We start from the raw sequence: 19,276 nt of genomic DNA on the forward strand, positions 1-19,276 counted from the left end.
ACGTTTAACCAAATTACGGCATTTTTCGATTCCCCAAATCGCACTCGATGCTTTTTCCAAACAACACCGGCTTATGAAAACTTCTACCCACCACCACGGCAACAAATTCACTTCTTTTTTCTGCAGCTTGTTCGGGCACCATTATGTGGTTTCCAAAAAAGTGACCCAGCACATCAAAGAATACAAATGCATCCATTGCCAAAAAGAGGTTACCACGGATGTCAGCGGCAAACTATCTGTCTTGACACCCCAAATGCAAGAAATCAACAGTACATTGGAAGATATGTACAGAAAAAGAAAAAGTAGGGTAGTGCACCAAGTGGCATAGCCCTTTTTTATTTTTTAAGAGGCCCAAATCTTTAATCCCGGAAACTTAAGTAATTGCCTACTGCTATCGGTTGCGTGCCCCAAAACCATGGTAGGGATGCCCTTGATTTTCGGGATTTTTTTATGGTTTGAACGAGTTCCAGCCTTGCGCCGTAATGGGAATTTTGGTTTCGGCCCTGGTAATGAGGTGTACCCCTTCACTCTTCTCCGTCATATGCCCGATAACCGTTAGATTCGGATTCCCCTTGATCTTTGGAAAGTCGGCCTGGTCAATGGTGAACAAGAGTTCATAATCCTCACCCCCTCCCAAAGCGATCATGGTACTGTCCATCTTGAATTCCTCACAAGTGGAAATGACCGAGGGATCCAACGGAATTTTATTCTCGAACAGATTGCAGCCCACCTCACCGTGCTTGCATAAGTGCAATATTTCGGAAGAAAGCCCATCACTGATATCGATCATGGAAGTCGGTTTTACCTCCAATTTTTCCAGCAGTTCTACCATGTCCTTGCGGGCTTCTGGTTTCAATTGGCGTTCCACCAGATAGGAATACGGTTCCAGATCAGGTTGACTGTTGGGGTTTACCTTGTACACTTCCTTTTCACGTTCCAATACCTGTAGGCCCAGATAGGCACCGCCCAGATCTCCGGTCACGACCAAAAGATCGTTCGGTTTGCTGCCTTTGCGGTATGCAATTTTGGATGCATCAGCAGACCCGATAGCTGTAACGCTAATGATCATGCCTTTGTTGGATGAGGTGGTATCCCCTCCGACCAAATCCACGTTGTAGAGTTTGCAGGCCAAGGCAACCCCTTCGTAAAATTCCTCAAGGGCTTCCAAAGGAAACCTGTTGGATACCGCCATGGAAATGGTGATTTGGGTAGCCATGGCATTCATGGCATAGATATCGGAAAGATTGACCATTACCGATTTATAACCCAAGTGTTTCAGGGGCATATAGCTCAGGTCAAAATGGACCCCTTCCACCAACATATCGGTAGAAACGACCACTTTTTTGTCTTTGAAGTCCATCACTGCGGCATCATCGCCAACCCCTACCAAAGAGGAAGGCTGTTTCAATTCAAAATGTTGGGTAAGATGATCGATCAAACCAAATTCGCCCAGTTCTTCCAAGGAAGTTCGTTGTGGATTCTTGTCTTCTAGCATTTTGCAAAAGTAAACAGGATAATCGTAAATTGTAAAGTGGGCAATGGCATAATATTTTTTACGACAAAGGTTTCAAAATATTTATGTAATGTACCAGAAAGCCAGTGGGTGCGAATTCCATAGAAAAGACCTATGGAATCATTCGTTATTATAATGTTAGTAAATATGGTAAAACCCTTCTTATACAGTATATTTGTGGGCTATTTAGATTAAATTCAAGTAAGATGATAAAAGTATCGGATACGGCAAGACAAAAAGTGGTGTCGCTCATGACCGAGGAAGGTTATGACGCTGCAACCGATTTTGTCCGTGTCGGTGTGAAAAGTGGAGGGTGCAGCGGATTGTCTTACGAACTAAAGTTTGACAAGACCGCAGCGGATACAGATAAGATTTTTGAAGACAATGAAGTTCGCATCATTGTGGATAAAAAGAGCTTTCTGTACTTGGTAGGCACCATTTTGGAATATTCGGGAGGGTTGAACGGAAAGGGCTTTGTGTTCAACAACCCCAACGCGCAACGCACCTGTGGATGCGGAGAAAGTTTTTCGCTTTAATTATTGACAAAGGGCCAGTAATTGGCTAACTTATAAGATATGGCTTATACAGAGGAAGAATTAAAAAAAGAACTGGAGACCAAGGAATACGAGTACGGTTTCTACACGGATATTGAATCGGATACCCTTCCCAAAGGGTTGAACGAGGAAATCGTGATTGCCATTTCCAAAAAGAAGAATGAACCAGATTGGATGACGGAATGGCGCTTGGAGGCGTATCGTGCATGGACAGAAATGGAGGAGCCTGAATGGGCCAACGTGACTTATAAAAAACCCAACTTTCAGGATATTTCCTATTACTCGGCTCCCAACAAGAAGCCGAAGTACAATAGTTTGGACGAGGTAGATCCCGAATTGTTGGACACCTTTAAAAAGTTGGGGATTTCTATTGACGAGCAAAAGAAATTGGCCGGTGTTGCAGTGGATATCGTAATGGACTCCGTTTCTGTGGCCACTACTTTCAAAAAGACCTTGGCCGAAAAGGGCATTATTTTCTGTTCCATTTCCGAAGCCATCCAAGAACACCCTGAATTGGTGAAGAAGTATATTGGAACCGTGGTTCCTAAAAAGGACAATTTTTATGCAGCATTGAACTCGGCCGTATTCTCTGACGGGTCTTTCTGCTACATTCCGAAAGGAGTTAGATGTCCGATGGAACTTTCCACCTATTTCCGAATCAACCAAGCAGGAACAGGCCAGTTCGAGAGAACCTTGGTGGTTGCCGATGAGGGTAGTTATGTAAGTTATTTGGAAGGATGTACCGCACCTTCCCGAGACGAGAACCAATTGCACGCCGCGGTAGTGGAGTTGATTGCTTTGGATAACGCTGAAATCAAATACTCAACCGTACAGAACTGGTTCCCTGGGGATAAGGAAGGAAAAGGAGGCGTTTTCAATTTTGTGACCAAACGTGGCCTTTGTGAAAAGAACGCCAAAATATCATGGACACAGGTAGAAACCGGTTCCGCCGTAACTTGGAAATACCCTTCCTGCGTATTGAAGGGAGACAATTCCATCGGGGAATTCTATTCCATCGCCGTAACGAATAATTTTCAACAAGCCGATACCGGAACCAAGATGATTCACTTGGGCAAGAACACCAAAAGCACTATCATTTCCAAAGGGATTTCCGCAGGGCAGTCCCAAAACAGTTACCGAGGTTTGGTGCAGGTGAGTAGCCGTGCAGACAATGCGCGGAACTTCTCCCAGTGTGATTCCCTGTTGATGGGCAACCGTTGTGGGGCACATACCTTCCCTTATATTGAAGTGAAGAACAAATCGGCACAGATAGAACACGAAGCTACCACGAGTAAGATCGGGGAAGATCAGATTTTCTATTGCAACCAACGTGGCATCGATACCGAAAAGGCCATTGCCTTGATCGTGAATGGTTTTAGTAAGGAAGTGTTGAACAAACTGCCCATGGAATTTGCCGTGGAAGCCCAAAAGCTATTGGAAATCAGCTTGGAAGGTTCTGTAGGATAAACAAAAAACAACGTATGAAAAAGTTACTGGCATTACTGTTGGTCCTTGCTACTTTTTCTTGCAAGCAGGCCAAAAAAGAAACCGCCGAGGTGGAACAGACCGTGGCGGAAGAAGCAAAACCGGAAGTGAAACTCTACGCCTTCAGTGGGGGTACCGTGAATGCGAACAAGTTGGAACTCTTTTCCCAAGATACCACGTATACAGGACAATCCAAGGAGTTTGGCGATGCGTTTTACGTCATCGTACATCCAAAAGGTACCTTGATGTGGGATGCCGGACTTCCTGAAAGCTTGGTCGGTATGGATGCACCTTACACGTCTCCAGATGGGGCGTTTACCGTTTCTAGGAAGGATTCCGTGGTGAACCAATTGGCCACCATTGGGATGAAACCCAGTGACATTGATTACATCGCCTTGTCCCACACCCATTTTGACCATGTTGGCCACGCCAATGAGTTTGCAGGGTCTACCTGGTTGGTACAGGAAAAGGAATATGATTTTGCGACTAGCGAGGAGAACCAAAAGAACAACGCGGACATCTATAATGCCATAAAAGATTTGACCAAGGTCAAGAAAATCGCGAACACCGATTATGATGTGTTTGGCGATGGTACCGTGGTGATGAAATTTATGCCCGGACATACTCCAGGACACCAAGTACTGTTTTTGGATTTGGCCGAGTTTGGTCCTTTGTTGCTTTCTGGCGACATGTACCATTTTTATGAAAACAGGGAATACCGTAGAGTACCCATTTTCAATTACGATGTGGCCCAGACCAAGGCAAGTATGGCAGCGTTTGAGGCCTTTGCAGAGGAAAAAGGGGCAACCGTATACCTACAACATTCCAAAGAAGATTTTGAAAAATTGCCCAAAGCACCCAACTACTTAAAATAATATTTGAAGAAGAACAGCATGTTAGAAATCAAGAATTTACACGCAAGCGTAGAAGATAAAGAAATCCTGAAGGGAATCGACCTAAAGGTGAATGCCGGAGAGGTACACGCCATTATGGGTCCTAACGGGTCTGGTAAAAGTACCTTGGCCTCGGTGATTGCCGGAAAGGAAGAGTTTGAGGTAGAGGAGGGCAGTATTATTTTGGAGGGTGAGGACCTTGATGAGCTTGCCCCAGAGGAAAGAGCGCACAAAGGAATTTTCCTTTCGTTCCAATACCCTGTGGAGATTCCAGGGGTATCGGTAACCAACTTCATCAAAACCGCCATCAACGAATCCCGCAAAGCACGTGGCTTGGAAGAAATGCCCGCCAATGAGATGTTGAAGAAGATCCGTGAGAAATCCGAGTTGTTGGAAATCGACCGCAAGTTTCTTTCCCGTTCCTTGAACGAAGGGTTCTCTGGAGGGGAGAAGAAACGTAACGAGATCTTCCAAATGGCGATGATGGAACCGAAATTGGCCATTTTGGATGAAACCGATTCCGGTTTGGACATTGATGCGCTTCGTATTGTGGCCAATGGAGTGAACAAACTGCGCAACAAGGACAATGCGATCATCGTAATCACTCACTACCAGCGTTTGTTGGATTATATCGTACCAGATTTTGTCCACGTATTGTACAACGGTAAAATCGTGAAATCCGGCACCAAGGAATTGGCGCTTGAGTTGGAGGAGAAAGGGTACGATTGGATCAAACAGGAAGCGACGGTATAAGCATTTTGTCATTCCCATGAAAATGGGAATCCAAATGATTCAAAAACAATCTTAATGAGATTCCTGTTTTCGCAGGAATGACAAGGAGTAAAATATGGATTTAAAGGAAAAATTAATCTCATCATTCTTGGCTTTCGAGAACAATGTGGACTTGGATCATCCGGTTCACGAAGTACGTTCGGAGGCCATCAAGAATTTTGAAAACAAAGGGTTTCCATCCAAAAAGGAGGAAGCTTGGAAATATACATCCCTAAACAGCCTTCAAAAGGTAGATTTCAGCATTTTCCCCAAAGAGGAATCAACGTTGGAATATAAGGATGTGAAGAAATATTTCCTTCACGAGATCGATACCTACAAGATTGTGTTCGTGGATGGGGTATATAGTTCCTACCTTTCGGAAACCACCCATGATGGGGTGGATGTTTGCTTGATGAGCTCCGCTTTCAGCAAACCGATGTTCCGTCAGGTCATCGAGGTATATTTTAACAAAGTAGCCTCTAAGGATGAATCGTTGACCACCTTGAATACGGCTTTTAGCAAGGAAGGGGCCTACATTTATATCCCGAAGAACAAAATGCCCAAAAAGCCTATCCAGATTTTACATTTGGCAACAGGCAATGAGGCAGCGCTCATGTTGCAGCCCCGTAACCTAATCGTGGCGGAAGACAATGCCGAGGTTCAGATCATTGAGCGCCACCAAAGCTTGACGGACAATGAGGTATTCACCAATTCGGTAACGGAAATCTTTGCAGGCAAGGATGCCATTGTGGATTATTATAAAGTTCAGAATGATGCCCCAACGGCATCTTTGGTGGATAACACCTATATTTCACAAAAGGACAGCAGTGTGGTCCGGGTACATACCTTTTCCTTCGGAGGGAAATTGATCCGTAACAACCTGAACTTCTACCAAAACGGCGAACGCATCGATTCTACCTTGAAAGGAGTGACCATTTTGGGGGACAAACAACATGTGGACCATCACACTTTGGTGCACCACAGACAACCCAATTGCGAGAGCCACCAAGATTACAAGGGAATTTTTGGTGATAGTTCCACAGGGGTCTTCAATGGAAAAATCATTGTGGACAAGATTGCCCAAAAGACGGATGCTTTCCAGCAGAACAACAATATTTTGTTGAGCGACAGGGCCACCATCAACTCCAAACCCCAATTGGAAATCTTTGCGGACGACGTGAAATGTTCCCACGGATGTACCATTGGCCAGTTGGACGAGGATGCCCTTTTCTATTTACGATCTAGGGGGATTCCCAAAAAAGAGGCCACAGCCCTGTTGATGTATGCCTTTGCCAACAACGTTTTGGAAAGTGTGCGCATCCCAGAGCTAAAATCAAGGATAAACAAGATTATTGCCAATAAATTGGGTGTAAGGGTCGGTTTCGATCTTTAATAGATAACAGAAATTTAGGCATTCCCATGTTGCAGACCACTTTGGACATACAGACCATCCGCAAGGATTTTCCCATCCTCAACCGAGAGGTAAATGGGCAGCCTTTGGTGTATTTGGATAATGCCGCGACTTCTCAAACTCCCCAGCAAGTGATCGATGTGATTGTGGATTACTATCACAGGTATAATGCGAACATTCATCGCGGGGTACATACACTCTCACAGGAAGCAACAGATGCCTATGAAGTGGCAAGGCAAAAAATCCAGAAACACTTCAATATTGCCCATTCCTACGAAGTGATTTTCACTTCTGGGACTACCCATGGCATCAATTTGGTAGCCACGGGCTTTACTTCCTTTTTAAAAAATGGGGATGAGGTAATCGTTTCCGCCATGGAGCATCATTCCAATATTGTGCCTTGGCAAATGCTCTGTGAGCGCACGGGCGCCACATTGAAGGTGATTCCGATGAATTTGAATGGGGAATTGATTATGGAGGAGTACCACAAGCTATTGAACGATAGGACGAAGTTGGTTTTCTGTAACCATGTGTCCAACGCTTTGGGAACCATCAACCCCATTGAAAAAATTATAGATGCAGCTCATAAAGTGGGTGCAGCTGTTTTGATTGATGGTGCACAGGCTGCGGCCCACATCAAACCCGATCTACAGGCCCTTGATGTGGATTTTTATACCGTTTCTGCCCATAAAATGTGTGGCCCCACGGGGGTAGGCATGCTTTATGGGAAAGAAAAGTGGCTCAACAAACTACCACCCTATCAAGGTGGGGGCGAAATGATCGCTGAGGTTACTTTTGAAAAGACCACCTATGCCGATCTCCCCCACAAGTTTGAAGCGGGCACTCCCAATATTTGTGGTGGCATCGCTTTTGGTGCCGCTTTGGATTACATGAACCATATCGGTTTTGAAGCCATTGCCCAATATGAGGAAGAATTGATGCAATATGCCACGGAACAGTTGCTCACCATAGAAGGATTGCGGATTTATGGAACGGCCAAGCACAAAACTTCGGTGATCTCTTTCAATATTGATGGAATCCATCCGTATGATATCGGGACCATTCTCGACAAATTGGGAATAGCCGTTAGAACAGGTCACCATTGCGCCCAACCCATTATGGATTTTTATAAAATCCCGGGAACGGTAAGGGCCAGTTTCAGTTTTTACAATACCCAAGAAGAAGTGGATGCTTTGGTGAAAGGGGTGAAGAGGGCCAGAAATATGTTGTTGTAGGCCAACCGTTATCATTATCTTAAACACTTGAAAAGCAACTTTCCGAGTTGTATTTTTGAACAAAACCGAAACATGACGATACAAGAGATACAGAATGATATAGTGGATGAATTCTCCATGTTCGATGATTGGATGCAGCGTTATGAGTACATGATAGAACTGGGTAAATCACTTCCATTGATCGATGATCAATATAAGACGGATGACAACTTGATCAAGGGTTGCCAGAGCAAAGTATGGGTACATGCCGAGCTCGATGGGGACAGATTGGTGTTCACAGCAGATAGTGATGCCATCATCACCAAAGGAATCATTGCCATATTGATCAGGGCATTCAGCAATCAAAAGCCAAAGGATATCATCGATGCCGACACCGCTTTTATTGATGAAATTGGATTGAAGGAGCATTTGTCGCCCACCCGGGCCAATGGTTTGGTAAGCATGATCAAGCAATTGAAATTGTACGCTGTGGCCTATCAAACACAATTAAACTAGAACAAGATGAGCGAAGAAATCACCATAGATACCCAAGAACTGGGTGAAAAAATAGTAAGGGTCCTCAAGACCATTTATGATCCCGAGATACCGGTTGACATTTATGAGTTGGGGTTGATTTACGATGTGTTCGTGAACGAGGATAATGATGTTAAGATTTTGATGACCCTAACATCTCCCAACTGCCCAGTGGCCGAAAGTTTGCCCGTAGAGGTGGAAGAAAAGGTAAAATCCATAGACGATTTGAACGATGTGGAGGTGGAAATCACCTTTGATCCTCCTTGGACCCAGGAACTGATGAGCGAAGAAGCGAAGTTGGAGTTGGGTCTTTTGTAGCTGGATTGTAATGTCATTCCGCACGAATACTGAGCGGAGTCGAAGTAAGGTGCGGAATCCATGTTCAATTAAAAAGATTCCTGCTTTCGCAGGAAGGACAGTATGGAAAAAGAAATCATAAACCGAGTTGCCCAAAGCCAATTGGTCACCTTTGACCTGGAAGATTATTATCCCAAAGGTGAACGGAAGGTACTGGACGTTTCAGAATGGCTTTATGAAGGCATTATCTTGCGTGAAAAGGAGTTCCGTGCCTATGTGGATGCCCATAATTGGTCCAACTACCAAGATGCTTATGTGGCGCTTCATTGTTCTTCGGATGCCATAATCCCGGGTTGGGCTTTTATGTTGGTAGCTTCTAGGTTGGCACCCTATGCTAAAAAGGTCGTTGTGGGGAATTTGGTAGATTTGGAAACCTCCCTTTACCAGACCATTCTGGAAAACCTTGATGTCTCAGTATTTAGGGATAAGCCGGTAATCATCAAAGGATGTTCCCATAAACCCGTTCCCGAAAATGCTTACATCATGGCCATGGTAAAAATACAGGAAGTGGCCAAAAGTGTGATGTATGGGGAAGCCTGTTCCTCTGTGCCACTCTTCAAGAAAAAGAAGTAACCAGATTGCTCCAAGACATCTGATATCTGACTTCTGACATCAGAATTTTGAGTTGGAACGGCACGAATTTCACTAATTTACATGAATTCATTTTTATCTTGATTCTTTGAAGATTATAAACAAAAAAGCCCCACATTACTGCAGGGCCATTTTTAGGCAGGTTTTAATTTTATTGTTATTTTACAAATACTCCAAGGGCTGAGGCATTAATGGTTCCATCTGAAAGTGGTTGGGCCGAATTGTTTTTCCATAGGGTTGCAACGTTGATGTTATTGCCATTTTTAACATCGCCCGCAACATAGATGTCAAGCCCATCCAAATAGATACTATAGGCCCTTGAAGAGGTAGTTCCGTCCGCAAGAGCCTGAGCGGTTGTATTCTTCCAAACCGTGGCAACTGCAAGATTATTGCCATTGGTTTTGGTTCCTGTAGCATACACATCACCATCTTTAACAAATATGGATGTGACCTGTGCATTGGAGATACCATCGGATATATCTTGGATTACCCCATTTTTCCAGATGACTGCTACGGATATATTGTTGGCATTTTTATAACTTCCACCCAAATAAACATCGTTTCCTACCACATACACGGCTTGAGCAATAGACCCAGGGATTTGACCGGGTAAATTTTGGATTACTCCGTTCTTCCATAAAGTAGCCACGGGCAGATCATCGGCATTATTAATATAGCCAGCTACATAAACGTCTCCATCCGAAACAAATACAGAGAAGGCACTGGAATCCTTGTCTCCATTGGTCAATGCTCCAAAACCTCCGTTTGTCCATAAGGCAGCCATGTTGCTGGTTCCCGAATGGATATACCCGGCGACATACACATCTTCTCCATCCACATAAACTGATGATGGAATTGAATTGAATAGACCACTGGCCAAATCTTCGGTGTTCCCATTCTTCCAAAGGAAGGGCAAGTATATAAAATTATCATTGGCCATGCTTCCGGTCAGATAAGTGTCGTGGCCTTTGACAAATACAGATCTTGCAATAGAAGAGTTGCTTCCAAGCGAGATTTTCTGGATCACCCCATTTTTCCATGAGGTTGCCATGGATATCTTATCGGCATTAGTTGTATAACCTGCCACATACACGTTGGGGTGAACGGTCACTGTACAGGTGGCCTCATCACCATCAACAGAGGCTGTGATGGTAGCAGTACCCGACCCAGTGGCGGTTACGTTGCCGTTTTCATCCACAGTGGCCACATTTTCGTTGTCCGAACTCCAAGTGATGTCGGAGTTGTTCCCTTGGTTTAGCGTGGCGGTCAAGGGAGCATTGTCAAGCGTAAACAGCTCCAATGAACTCTTATCAAGGGCAATGGTAGTGGTCACTGTGAAGTTGGTCACACTGGTGGCGGTTTCTCCATCCACTGTTACACTGAATTTACCTGTGGTCGCCCCTTCAGGAACAGTGACGATAAGTTTGGTACTGGTAGCGATGGCCACATTGGCGGGCACATTGCCAAATTTTACTTCATTTTCTGCCGGTGTGGCACTGAAATGGGTTCCATTAATGGTGACCTGCGTACCCACAGGCCCAGAAGCAGGATTAAAATCGATTATGGTGGGCATAGTGTCCATGGGTTTTGGATCATCGTCTTTGCCACAGGACCAAATGAGCACAAAGGCCATTGTAAAGAGCAATACAGGGAATAAGGTTCCTTTTCTTTTCATGGTAATTGTTTTTGAAAGTGTAAGAAAGGACATTATGTACCTATAAGTAGAGGTCAATTGGTGTGTGGCCTTAACAGTTTGACGGATGGCGCTTTTGGATTCAGTAGGTAAGAAAAAGGCCCAGCGATTAACTGGGCCTACAACATGGATACAAGAAAAATTTTATTTTAGAAAGACAGAGTTTCCGGATGCAAACTTTGTCCCATCAGTAAAGTTCTGTACAGTTCCATTGACCCATAAAACTTGTTTTGTGCCAAGATCATCACCAGCAACATAAACATTGTCTCTGTCAACAGCTATTGAAATTCCATCTGCCGAATGGGTGCCATCGGTAAGATATTGTGGTGTCCCATCAATCCAAACGGTGGATAGAAAACTACCAGTATTTCCCGTAGCATATACTACATCGTTCTGTACAAATATGGAGAAGATAACGGTATTGATGTTCCCATCATCAAATGGTTGAGCAATCCCATTTTTCCAATATGTTGCAACTCGATCGTTGTTGGCATTGGTGGAAAATCCTGCACCATATACGTTACTCCCATCAATAAAAACTGAAATTATTGCCGATGAACCATTTAAGTTGGATAGCTCTTGTGTTGAACCATTTTTCCAGAGTGTTGCCACAGGCAAGTTGTTGTCGTCATAAATATAACCTCCAACATATACGTCTCCCTCAATAACGGATACGGAGCGAGCCCAAGATTCATTGTTGCCTTCATAAAGCTCGGTCATGACCCCATTTTTCCATAGAACAGCCATGCGAGGGGAGTAATCCATAGAACCGACCACGTACACATTTTGACCATCGACATATATGGATTGTGGAAAGGCATCAACAATCCCATTGGAAAATTCTTGGGCCACCCCATTTTTCCATAGGGTTGCTATGGCTATGTTATTGGCATCGTTAACGAAGCCAGTTACGTAAACGTCAGAGCCACTAACAAATACAGATCTTGCACCTGCGGTAGTGGTCCCATCCGATAATTCTTGTAGAACACCGTTCTTCCAAAGGGCCGCAACCGAAACATTATTGTCATTTGTTATTGATCCGGCCACATACACATTTGGGTTTACCACAACAGTACAAGTGGTCGTGGTCTTGCCCAACTTGGCCGTGATGATGGCAGTGCCAGATTTTACCGCAGTAACATTCCCCGTTTCATCCACCGTGGCTACTTCCTCATTGTCCGAGGTCCAAATGATCTCAAGACCTTCTGCATTGGTCACAGTGGCCGTTAGGGTTTCAGTATCCAAGGTGTATAGTTCCAAAGATTCCTTGTTCAGGGCAATGGTAGGGGAATCCGGTTCTGGCTCTACATCTTCCACGGCGATGGTAACTTCGGCATAGCGCCCCACAATGCCATCATGGGCCATAATGGTAATGGTATGTTCTTCGGCGGTCTCAAAATCGAGGTGTTTCCCTTGGGCCAAGCTTAAATTACCCGAAGGGGAGATTTCGAAAAGGTCATCATCATTGGTGCGGATGCTAAAGGTGATTTTGTCATGGTCCACCTCATCTTTGGCGGTTACAGTGCCAATGATCTGGGTGTCTGAAATGTCTTCCTTGGCACTAAAGCTATGATCCTTGACTACCGGGGCGGTATTTACATAGGTTGATACAGGCTCGTTGGGGTCGCATGCCCATAATACGGTTACGGCCAAGGTACCCCATAAAAGTTTTCTAATTTTCATTTTTCTGAATTTTTGATATTAAGGCACAACAAGATGGACTATTAACATGGAATTGGAAGTGAGGATCTTACCTATGCCTCTTTTGGATTGATGGATGAAGAGTGATTTCCAACACACAACCCTTTGCTGAAAGAAATCGAATTAAAAATGTGACATTTCTTACTTTTGAGGTCTAAACAGTAAACTCCATACTATGAAAAAATTACTTTTAACCGCTATGGCCTCATTCGTGCTGGTAGCCGTTTCGGCACAGACCGCGGAAGAACTGAAGGCCCAGATTGCCCCCAAGAAGGATTCCATTGCCGCTATACAAGGACGCGTAAATGCATTGCAGGCCCAACTGGATGCGCTGCCCGGTTGGAAAATTGGTGCTTTTGGTACCATTGGCGGGAGCCTTTCCCAATTCAATAACTGGTTCGCGCAGGGAATTCCGAACAACTCATCAGGAAACATTGGGTTTACCGTGAATGCCTTTGCCAACCTCCAAGAAGAAAAATTCTTTTGGAGAAATGCTGCCAACGTAAACTTGGCTTGGGTGAAATTGGATGACAAGGACGATCCAACGGATGATGATAGCTTCCGTCAGGCAACGGATGTGTTCAATATTTCATCCTTGTACGGTAGAAAACTGAGTGAACATTTTGCCGTTTCTGCTTTGGCGGAATATAGGACCACACTGTTGAGCAACTTTAACGACCCCGGGTATCTTGACCTTGGTGTGGGTGCTACATGGACCCCGATTCCCGATTTGATCGTGGTGATCCACCCGCTCAAATACAACTTTGTGTTCAGCAAGGAGGATACCATTTTTGAATCTTCCATGGGTGCCAAGATCGTGGCGGACTACACCAAACAGATCGGTGCCGTAAGCTTTAAAAGTAACCTCTCCATGTTCCAGAGCTACAAGAGCAGTGATCTGAGCAACTGGACCTGGACCAACTCTTTTTCCTATACCTTGTGGAAGATGATCGGTGTTGGATTTGATTTTGGTTTGAGGAACAACAAACAAGAAACTCTTAACTATATAGTGAACCGCGCCCCGACACCCGACCCGGCAGCGACTTTCGATACCATCGACAACGAACTGCAAACCTATTGGACACTTGGATTGAGCTATAAGTTCTAATACTTCACAAAACAAAAAAAGCCCTCAGAATCGAGGGCTTTTTTGTGGGGTTTAATATGATTTTTCAAGTTTTCAAGACCATGTCTAAGTAGGTTAAGATCAATGAAGATCGTGGGGTCGACACTAAATGACTTAAAAACAATATGAAAGTAGTTCTCTTGTGGTTATCCCCTAAACTTTTGTTGTGAACACCCTAAAACTTGTGGTATCTGTACCCAAAAAAGCAGTTCATCGAAGAAGTGATACACTTTGCCTACGGGGTTTAAAGCTCGTCCAAATGCTCGGGATATAGAAAGTTATTGTACGGGAATCGGGTCACATGGATATCCCTTACCTCGTCGTACACCCTTTTTCGGAATTCTTCCAGATTTTCCTTGTTCAAAGCGGAAATAAAAAGTGCCCTGTCCCCGATCTTGTTGAACCAAGTGTTTTTCCATTCCTCTAAGGTGAAATGTGCAGAGGTACGTTCGGTGACCAAATCATCCTCTTCAATAGTTTCAGGATGGTATTGATCTATTTTGTTGAAGACCATGATAGTCTTTTTTTCGGCACAGCCAATTTCACCCAAAATTTGGTTCACCGAAGCGATGTGCTCCTCAAAATTGGGGTGGGAAATATCCACCACATGCAAAAGTAGGTCGGCTTCCCGAACCTCATCCAAGGTACTTTTAAAACTTTCCACCAATTGGGTCGGTAACTTTCGGATGAAACCTACCGTATCGCTCAATAAAAAAGGCAAATTGCCAATGACCACTTTCCGCACTGTAGTGTCCAAAGTGGCAAATAACTTGTTTTCGGCGAACACCTCACTTTTGCTGATTACATTCATCAAAGTGGATTTGCCCACGTTGGTATATCCCACCAAAGCCACACGTACCAGAGCACCACGGTTCCCACGTTGGGTTTCCATTTGGCGGTCGATCTTGACCAGTTTCTTTTTTAAAAGGGCAATACGATCACGCACGATCCGTCTATCCGTTTCAATTTCCGTTTCCCCGGGTCCACGCATACCGATACCCCCACGTTGACGTTCCAAGTGCGTCCAAAGTCCCGTCAATCGAGGTAAGAGATATTCGTATTGGGCCAGTTCTACTTGGGTACGGGCATAACTGGTCTGTGCCCTTTGGGCAAAAATATCGAGAATGAGTCCCGTTCTGTCCAAGATCTTGCAACGAAGGATCTTTTCGATGTTGTTCTGTTGGGCTGGGGTCAATTCGTCATCAAAGATGACGGAACCAATTTCGTTTTCCTTCACGTAATGTTCCACCTCTTCCATCTTACCGCTACCGATGTAGGTCTTGGGATTGGGCACATCAATGCGTTGCACAAAGCGCTTTTTTACCTCGCCCCCCGCTGTGTAGGTCAAAAACTCCAGTTCATCCAAATACTCGTTCACTTTGGTCTCATCCTGTGTTTGGGTAATCACCCCTACGAGTACGGCCTTTTCATAATCTATCGACTTCTTTTCTAGCATCAAAAGGAATTAAAGTGCAAATCTACACAATGTTTTGAAAGCTCATTTTGGTTCTTTGGCTTTTAAAGGTTGATGAACGCGGAAAACTCTATAATTTGACCTCATTGTTTCCTATCTTGAGGACGTAATTCAACCTAACCCAAAATGATGCTCCAGATGGATTCTGCCCAAAGCGGAAGAAACTGTCGTTTTTCTTCCCCCGTCCTAACGATTTTTCTATTTTTTACCTTGATTTACAGTGGTCTTCAAGCCCAAAATTCTGCCATTCCGAAACCCGAGGACGTCATCGGGTTCAAGGTGGGTTCCGATTTTCATTTGGCCACCTATGAACAGTCCATCGAGTATTTTAAAAAGTTGGATGCAGCCAGTGATTTGGTGGAAATGCGTGAAACCGGAAAAACGTCCGAAGGCCGTACCTGGTATTATGTGTTGATTTCCTCCAAAGCGAATTTGGCCAAAATTGACCATTATAAAGAAATCTCCCAAAAACTGGCCCATCCCAAAGGGATAACCAAGGAATTGGCAAAACAGTTGTCCGCCGAAGGCAAGGCTATAGTGGATCTCAGTGGTGGTCTTCATGCTTCCGAAGTGGCAGGGGCACAGCATATCATCACATTGGCAGATCAAATCATCAGCGAGGCGGATACCCCCAAATTCAAAGCCATTTTGGAGAACGTGATCTTGGTGCTTTGGCCTTCTTTGAACCCCGATGGGCAGGATATCATCGCCAATTGGTATATGGAAAATGTGGGAACGCCTTACGAAACGGCCCGAACCCCTTGGCTCTATCAAAAATATGTGGGGCATGATAATAACCGTGATGCCTATATGTTGAATATGTTGGAATCACGGGTGGTAGGCCGCACTTGGAGGGAATGGGAGCCTAATATCATCCATGTACACCATCAATCCTCGCCGTTCCCAACTAGAATTTGGCTACCTCCTTTTGCCGAACCCGTAGCTACACAAACCCCACCCTTGATGGCTAGGGAAGTGAACATGATCGGTATGGCCATGGCCAGGGATTTGGAGTCCGAAGGACTGCCCGGCGCCGTTCACATGGGGAAAGGTTTTGATGCGTGGTATCCTGGTTATATCGATTACCTACCCATGATGCAGAACATCCCTTCTTTCTGGACGGAAACGGCTTTGTACCGATATGCCACACCCTATTTTTATACCTTGAGCGATTTTCCAAAAGACCGTCGCGATTTGCGGGTGGAATCCCTTTACAGCAGCCCATGGAAAGGAGGTTGGTGGCGTTTGTCCGATGCCATGCAATATATGCAAGTGGCTTCCATTGCGGTGTTGGATTATGCCGCGAAATACAAGGAAACCCTGCTTTTCAACAAGTATCAGTCCGGGATCAATACCATAGAAAAATATAAGAACGAGCCACCTTATGCCTATATCGTTCCACAAAAACAGCGCGATCCTGTTCGGCCTGTGGAACTGTTGAAGCGTTTGGCCTTCAACGGAATTCAAATTTCACAATTGGAAAAGCCGATGGAATATTCAGGCGTGACCTATCCGAAAGGTACTTGGGTAATCCCGATGGATCAGGAATTTGCCGAAATGGCCCGTCAGGTTTTGGATGTTCAGGTATATCCCGATCTAAGGGAATCACCAGATGGACCTTTGGAACAACCTTATGATGCCGCGGGTTGGACCCTTCCTTTTCAAATGGAAGTGGACGTGGTGACAGGAATGATGCCTCTGTCAGATGAATTCCGAAATGCATTAAAACCGGTGGAAGGCACACCTTTGGAAACCACTGATGATGAAAACAAGGATTTGGACAAGGCCGATTTTGCTCCCGGAGCAGGGTTCGATACCGATAAGATTGCTGCGGGTATCAAACCATTGCCTGGAACACTTCGCGGTAGTGGAAGTACCCTTTGGCTGGACCCAGCTGAAAACAACAGTTTTAGGGTCATTGCCGAAGCCATGAACTTGGGCTCCTCCGTGGTGTATGACGCCAAATCCAAAAAATATGGCATTCAAGGAGCAAGTCGAGGCAAGATGCAACAATGGGTGAACGACTATGCCATCAACGGGGTTTTAGGTTCCGGTTCGGGCTCTTCTAAAGTGAAGACGCGAATTGGTGTGTACCGACCTTGGACCGCCAGTATGGATATGGGGTGGACCCGTTGGTTGCTGGACAATTTTGGTTTTGGATATGTTTCCATCCGCAATTCCGATTTTATGTTGGACAATCTAAAAGAACGTTTTGATGTGATCGTGATGGCATCCGAATGGCCTGGATCCATAGAAAATGGACTGCAACCAGGTTCCGCACCCCCACAGTATGCTGGAGGTTTGGGAGAACTGGGTGCCCGTAACCTCAACTCCTTTGTGAAAGAGGGAGGAACATTGGTCACCTTGAACCGAAGTTCCGATTTTGCCATTCAGGCGTTGCACCTGCCCGTTAAAAATGTGGTTGATCATGTGGACAGGGCCAAATTCTTTACAGGAGGTTCTATCATGCAAGTGGAAACCAATCCAAGTCATCCGGTAATGGCAGGAATGATGGACAAGGCCAATGTATTTGTGTACAGTAGCCCTGTTTTCAGTACCGAAGAAGGTTTTGAAGGAGAAGTGTTGGCCAAATACCAGGCACAAGGTTCTCCATTAATGTCAGGCTACCTCGTCGGAGAAAATTTCATGAACGGGAATGCGGCAGCTTTGGACGTAAAACATGGAAATGGGCATGTGTTGTTGTTCGGGTTTCAACCGCAATGGCGGGGACAGCCCATGGGCACATATCGTACTTTGTTCAATGCATTATTGTATGCCAACCAATTGCCACAAGCCAAACGGGACATCCCTGAAGGTTGGGATAGTGTACATGGAAAGGCGACAGAACCTAAACCGGAAAAGGAGTAGGGTATCCATTCGATTTTGTACTTTGCAATGGATGAACTTCTAAAGGCAAGAGCAAATTGTACAGTTCCAAAGACAAGTACACGGTAGCGTTTTACAACCTCGAAAATTTTTTTGATACCACGGACGATCCCTATTCCTTGGATGATGACTTTACGCCCAAGGGTTTTAGGCGATGGACCGAGTCCCGATTCTGGAATAAGGTGGGCAAGGTTTCCAAGGCGATTTCCAAAATTGGGTTGGATGATAGCGATATTCCACCTGTATTGGTTGGGATAGCTGAGGTTGAGAACAAAACCGTCATTCGGGCGTTGCTAAAATCGAAAAAGCTAAGGGATATCAACTACGACTTTGTTCATTTTGATTCTCCTGACGAGCGGGGCATAGACACAGCACTCATTTACAATCAGGATCATTTTCAAGTATTTCATGCGGAAACCTTGCCGTTGATCGTCGCAAATACCAATGGCGACAGGGATTTGACCCGGGACATTTTGTACGTCCACGGAAAATTGCATCAAGAAGATGTGCATGTTTTTGTGAACCATTGGCCATCAAGGCGAGAGGGAGCAGAAATAACGAGTTACAAACGGGTAAAGGCGGCAGAAACCATTCTTCAAAGGCTGGAAAAGATTGATGAGGAATTCCCGAACTGTATCGTTATGGGCGATTTTAACGATGACCCCAATTCGGAAAGTATCCAAACCTTGATGGCCAGCAAACAGTTCATCAATCCTATGAAATCCTTATTGTCTCCCGTGTCAGGAAGTGCCAATTACAAAGGGGCTTGGAGCCTTTTTGACCAAATCTTGGTTTCCCACAGTTTTTTGAACTATGAACCCGGCACCCATAGTTTTGTTAAAGCGGCTGTGTTCTCTCCCAGATTTTTAAAGGAGTGGAAAGGAAGATACAAGGGCAACCCTTTTCGCACTTATGGTGGCTCCAACTATTTAGGGGGATATAGTGATCACTTTCCTGTTTATGTGGTTTTGGAAGAACACAAATAAGTAGGAAAAAGAATACACCACATAAAAGTTAATTTTCACAACAACTTACAGCAAAACACTATGTATTTCATCGAAAAAAGTAGGAGT

The 19,276-nt window shown here is 44.8% G+C and carries 17 protein-coding genes; 13 read left to right on the forward strand and 4 right to left on the reverse strand.

Translation table 11 applies throughout. The features are described 5' to 3' along the window. Positions 1–73: 73 nt before the first annotated feature. Entirely contained in the window at positions 74–328 is a 255-nt protein-coding gene (locus D2U88_RS04345; protein ID WP_119639082.1) for a hypothetical protein, read from the forward strand. A gap of 120 nt (positions 329–448) precedes the next feature. Here the strand turns inward: D2U88_RS04345 and thiL are convergent, their stop codons facing one another. Next, positions 449–1,495: a thiamine-phosphate kinase gene (gene thiL / locus D2U88_RS04350; protein ID WP_119639083.1), complete on the reverse strand. Its 1,047-nt coding sequence runs from the start codon at positions 1,493–1,495 to the stop codon at positions 449–451. 224 nt (positions 1,496–1,719) lie between these two features. On the opposite strand from thiL, the gene D2U88_RS04355 reads away from it, so the two are divergent. The 9 genes from D2U88_RS04355 (at position 1,720) to D2U88_RS04395 (ending at position 9,305) form a co-directional block, all read left to right on the forward strand. Beyond that, positions 1,720–2,049, forward strand: a complete 330-nt coding sequence (locus D2U88_RS04355) for a HesB/IscA family protein (RefSeq protein ID WP_119639084.1) — start codon at positions 1,720–1,722, stop codon at positions 2,047–2,049. 39 nt (positions 2,050–2,088) lie between these two features. Further along, entirely contained in the window at positions 2,089–3,534 is a 1,446-nt protein-coding gene (sufB, locus tag D2U88_RS04360) for a Fe-S cluster assembly protein SufB (protein ID WP_119639085.1), read from the forward strand. Between the two features lie 14 nt (positions 3,535–3,548). Continuing rightward, positions 3,549–4,427 (forward strand): N-acyl homoserine lactonase family protein, encoded by an 879-nt coding sequence (locus tag D2U88_RS04365; RefSeq protein WP_119639086.1) that lies wholly within the window; start codon positions 3,549–3,551, stop codon positions 4,425–4,427. Positions 4,428–4,445: 18 nt separating this feature from the next. Next, positions 4,446–5,198 (forward strand): Fe-S cluster assembly ATPase SufC, encoded by a 753-nt coding sequence (gene sufC, locus D2U88_RS04370; RefSeq protein ID WP_119639087.1) that lies wholly within the window; start codon positions 4,446–4,448, stop codon positions 5,196–5,198. Between the two features lie 94 nt (positions 5,199–5,292). After that, positions 5,293–6,609 carry a Fe-S cluster assembly protein SufD gene (gene sufD / locus D2U88_RS04375; protein WP_119639088.1) on the forward strand — a complete coding sequence of 439 codons (1,317 nt, stop codon included), beginning with the start codon at positions 5,293–5,295 and terminating at the stop codon, positions 6,607–6,609. A gap of 26 nt (positions 6,610–6,635) precedes the next feature. Beyond that, the gene (locus D2U88_RS04380; RefSeq protein ID WP_119639089.1) at positions 6,636–7,862 is read left to right on the forward strand and encodes an aminotransferase class V-fold PLP-dependent enzyme; all 1,227 of its coding nucleotides are present in this window, start codon (positions 6,636–6,638) and stop codon (positions 7,860–7,862) included. 72 nt (positions 7,863–7,934) lie between these two features. Beyond that, entirely contained in the window at positions 7,935–8,357 is a 423-nt protein-coding gene (locus D2U88_RS04385) for a SufE family protein (RefSeq protein WP_119639090.1), read from the forward strand. 6 nt (positions 8,358–8,363) lie between these two features. Further along, positions 8,364–8,693 (forward strand): SUF system Fe-S cluster assembly protein, encoded by a 330-nt coding sequence (locus D2U88_RS04390; protein ID WP_119639091.1) that lies wholly within the window; start codon positions 8,364–8,366, stop codon positions 8,691–8,693. Between the two features lie 102 nt (positions 8,694–8,795). Beyond that, positions 8,796–9,305, forward strand: coding sequence for a DUF2480 family protein (locus D2U88_RS04395; RefSeq protein WP_119639092.1), 510 nt, complete (start codon positions 8,796–8,798; stop codon positions 9,303–9,305). Positions 9,306–9,480: 175 nt separating this feature from the next. Here D2U88_RS04395 and D2U88_RS04400 read toward each other — a convergent pair whose 3' ends face one another. Both D2U88_RS04400 and D2U88_RS04405 read right to left on the reverse strand, forming a co-directional pair. Next, positions 9,481–10,998: an IPT/TIG domain-containing protein gene (locus D2U88_RS04400; protein WP_182859098.1), complete on the reverse strand. Its 1,518-nt coding sequence runs from the start codon at positions 10,996–10,998 to the stop codon at positions 9,481–9,483. Between the two features lie 162 nt (positions 10,999–11,160). Then, on the reverse strand, positions 11,161–12,699 hold the full coding sequence (locus tag D2U88_RS04405) for an Ig-like domain-containing protein (protein WP_119639094.1): 1,539 nt from the start codon (positions 12,697–12,699) through the stop codon (positions 11,161–11,163). A 193-nt stretch (positions 12,700–12,892) separates the two neighbouring features. Between D2U88_RS04405 and D2U88_RS04410 the strand changes: the two genes are divergently transcribed. Continuing rightward, a complete protein-coding gene (locus tag D2U88_RS04410) occupies positions 12,893–13,825 on the forward strand; it encodes a DUF3078 domain-containing protein (RefSeq protein ID WP_119639095.1) in 933 nt (310 codons plus the stop codon). 262 nt (positions 13,826–14,087) lie between these two features. Here the strand turns inward: D2U88_RS04410 and hflX are convergent, their stop codons facing one another. Further along, positions 14,088–15,299: a GTPase HflX gene (hflX, locus tag D2U88_RS04415; protein WP_119639096.1), complete on the reverse strand. Its 1,212-nt coding sequence runs from the start codon at positions 15,297–15,299 to the stop codon at positions 14,088–14,090. A 156-nt stretch (positions 15,300–15,455) separates the two neighbouring features. Here hflX and D2U88_RS04420 point away from each other — a divergent pair, with 156 nt between their 5' ends. Both D2U88_RS04420 and D2U88_RS04425 read left to right on the forward strand, forming a co-directional pair. Then, positions 15,456–18,185 carry a M14 family metallopeptidase gene (locus D2U88_RS04420; protein WP_119639138.1) on the forward strand — a complete coding sequence of 910 codons (2,730 nt, stop codon included), beginning with the start codon at positions 15,456–15,458 and terminating at the stop codon, positions 18,183–18,185. Positions 18,186–18,241: 56 nt separating this feature from the next. After that, positions 18,242–19,189: an endonuclease/exonuclease/phosphatase family protein gene (locus tag D2U88_RS04425; RefSeq protein ID WP_119639097.1), complete on the forward strand. Its 948-nt coding sequence runs from the start codon at positions 18,242–18,244 to the stop codon at positions 19,187–19,189. Positions 19,190–19,276: the final 87 nt, after the last annotated feature.

The organism is Flagellimonas aequoris, from assembly GCF_003584165.1.
Lineage (GTDB): Bacteria > Bacteroidota > Bacteroidia > Flavobacteriales > Flavobacteriaceae > Flagellimonas > Flagellimonas aequoris.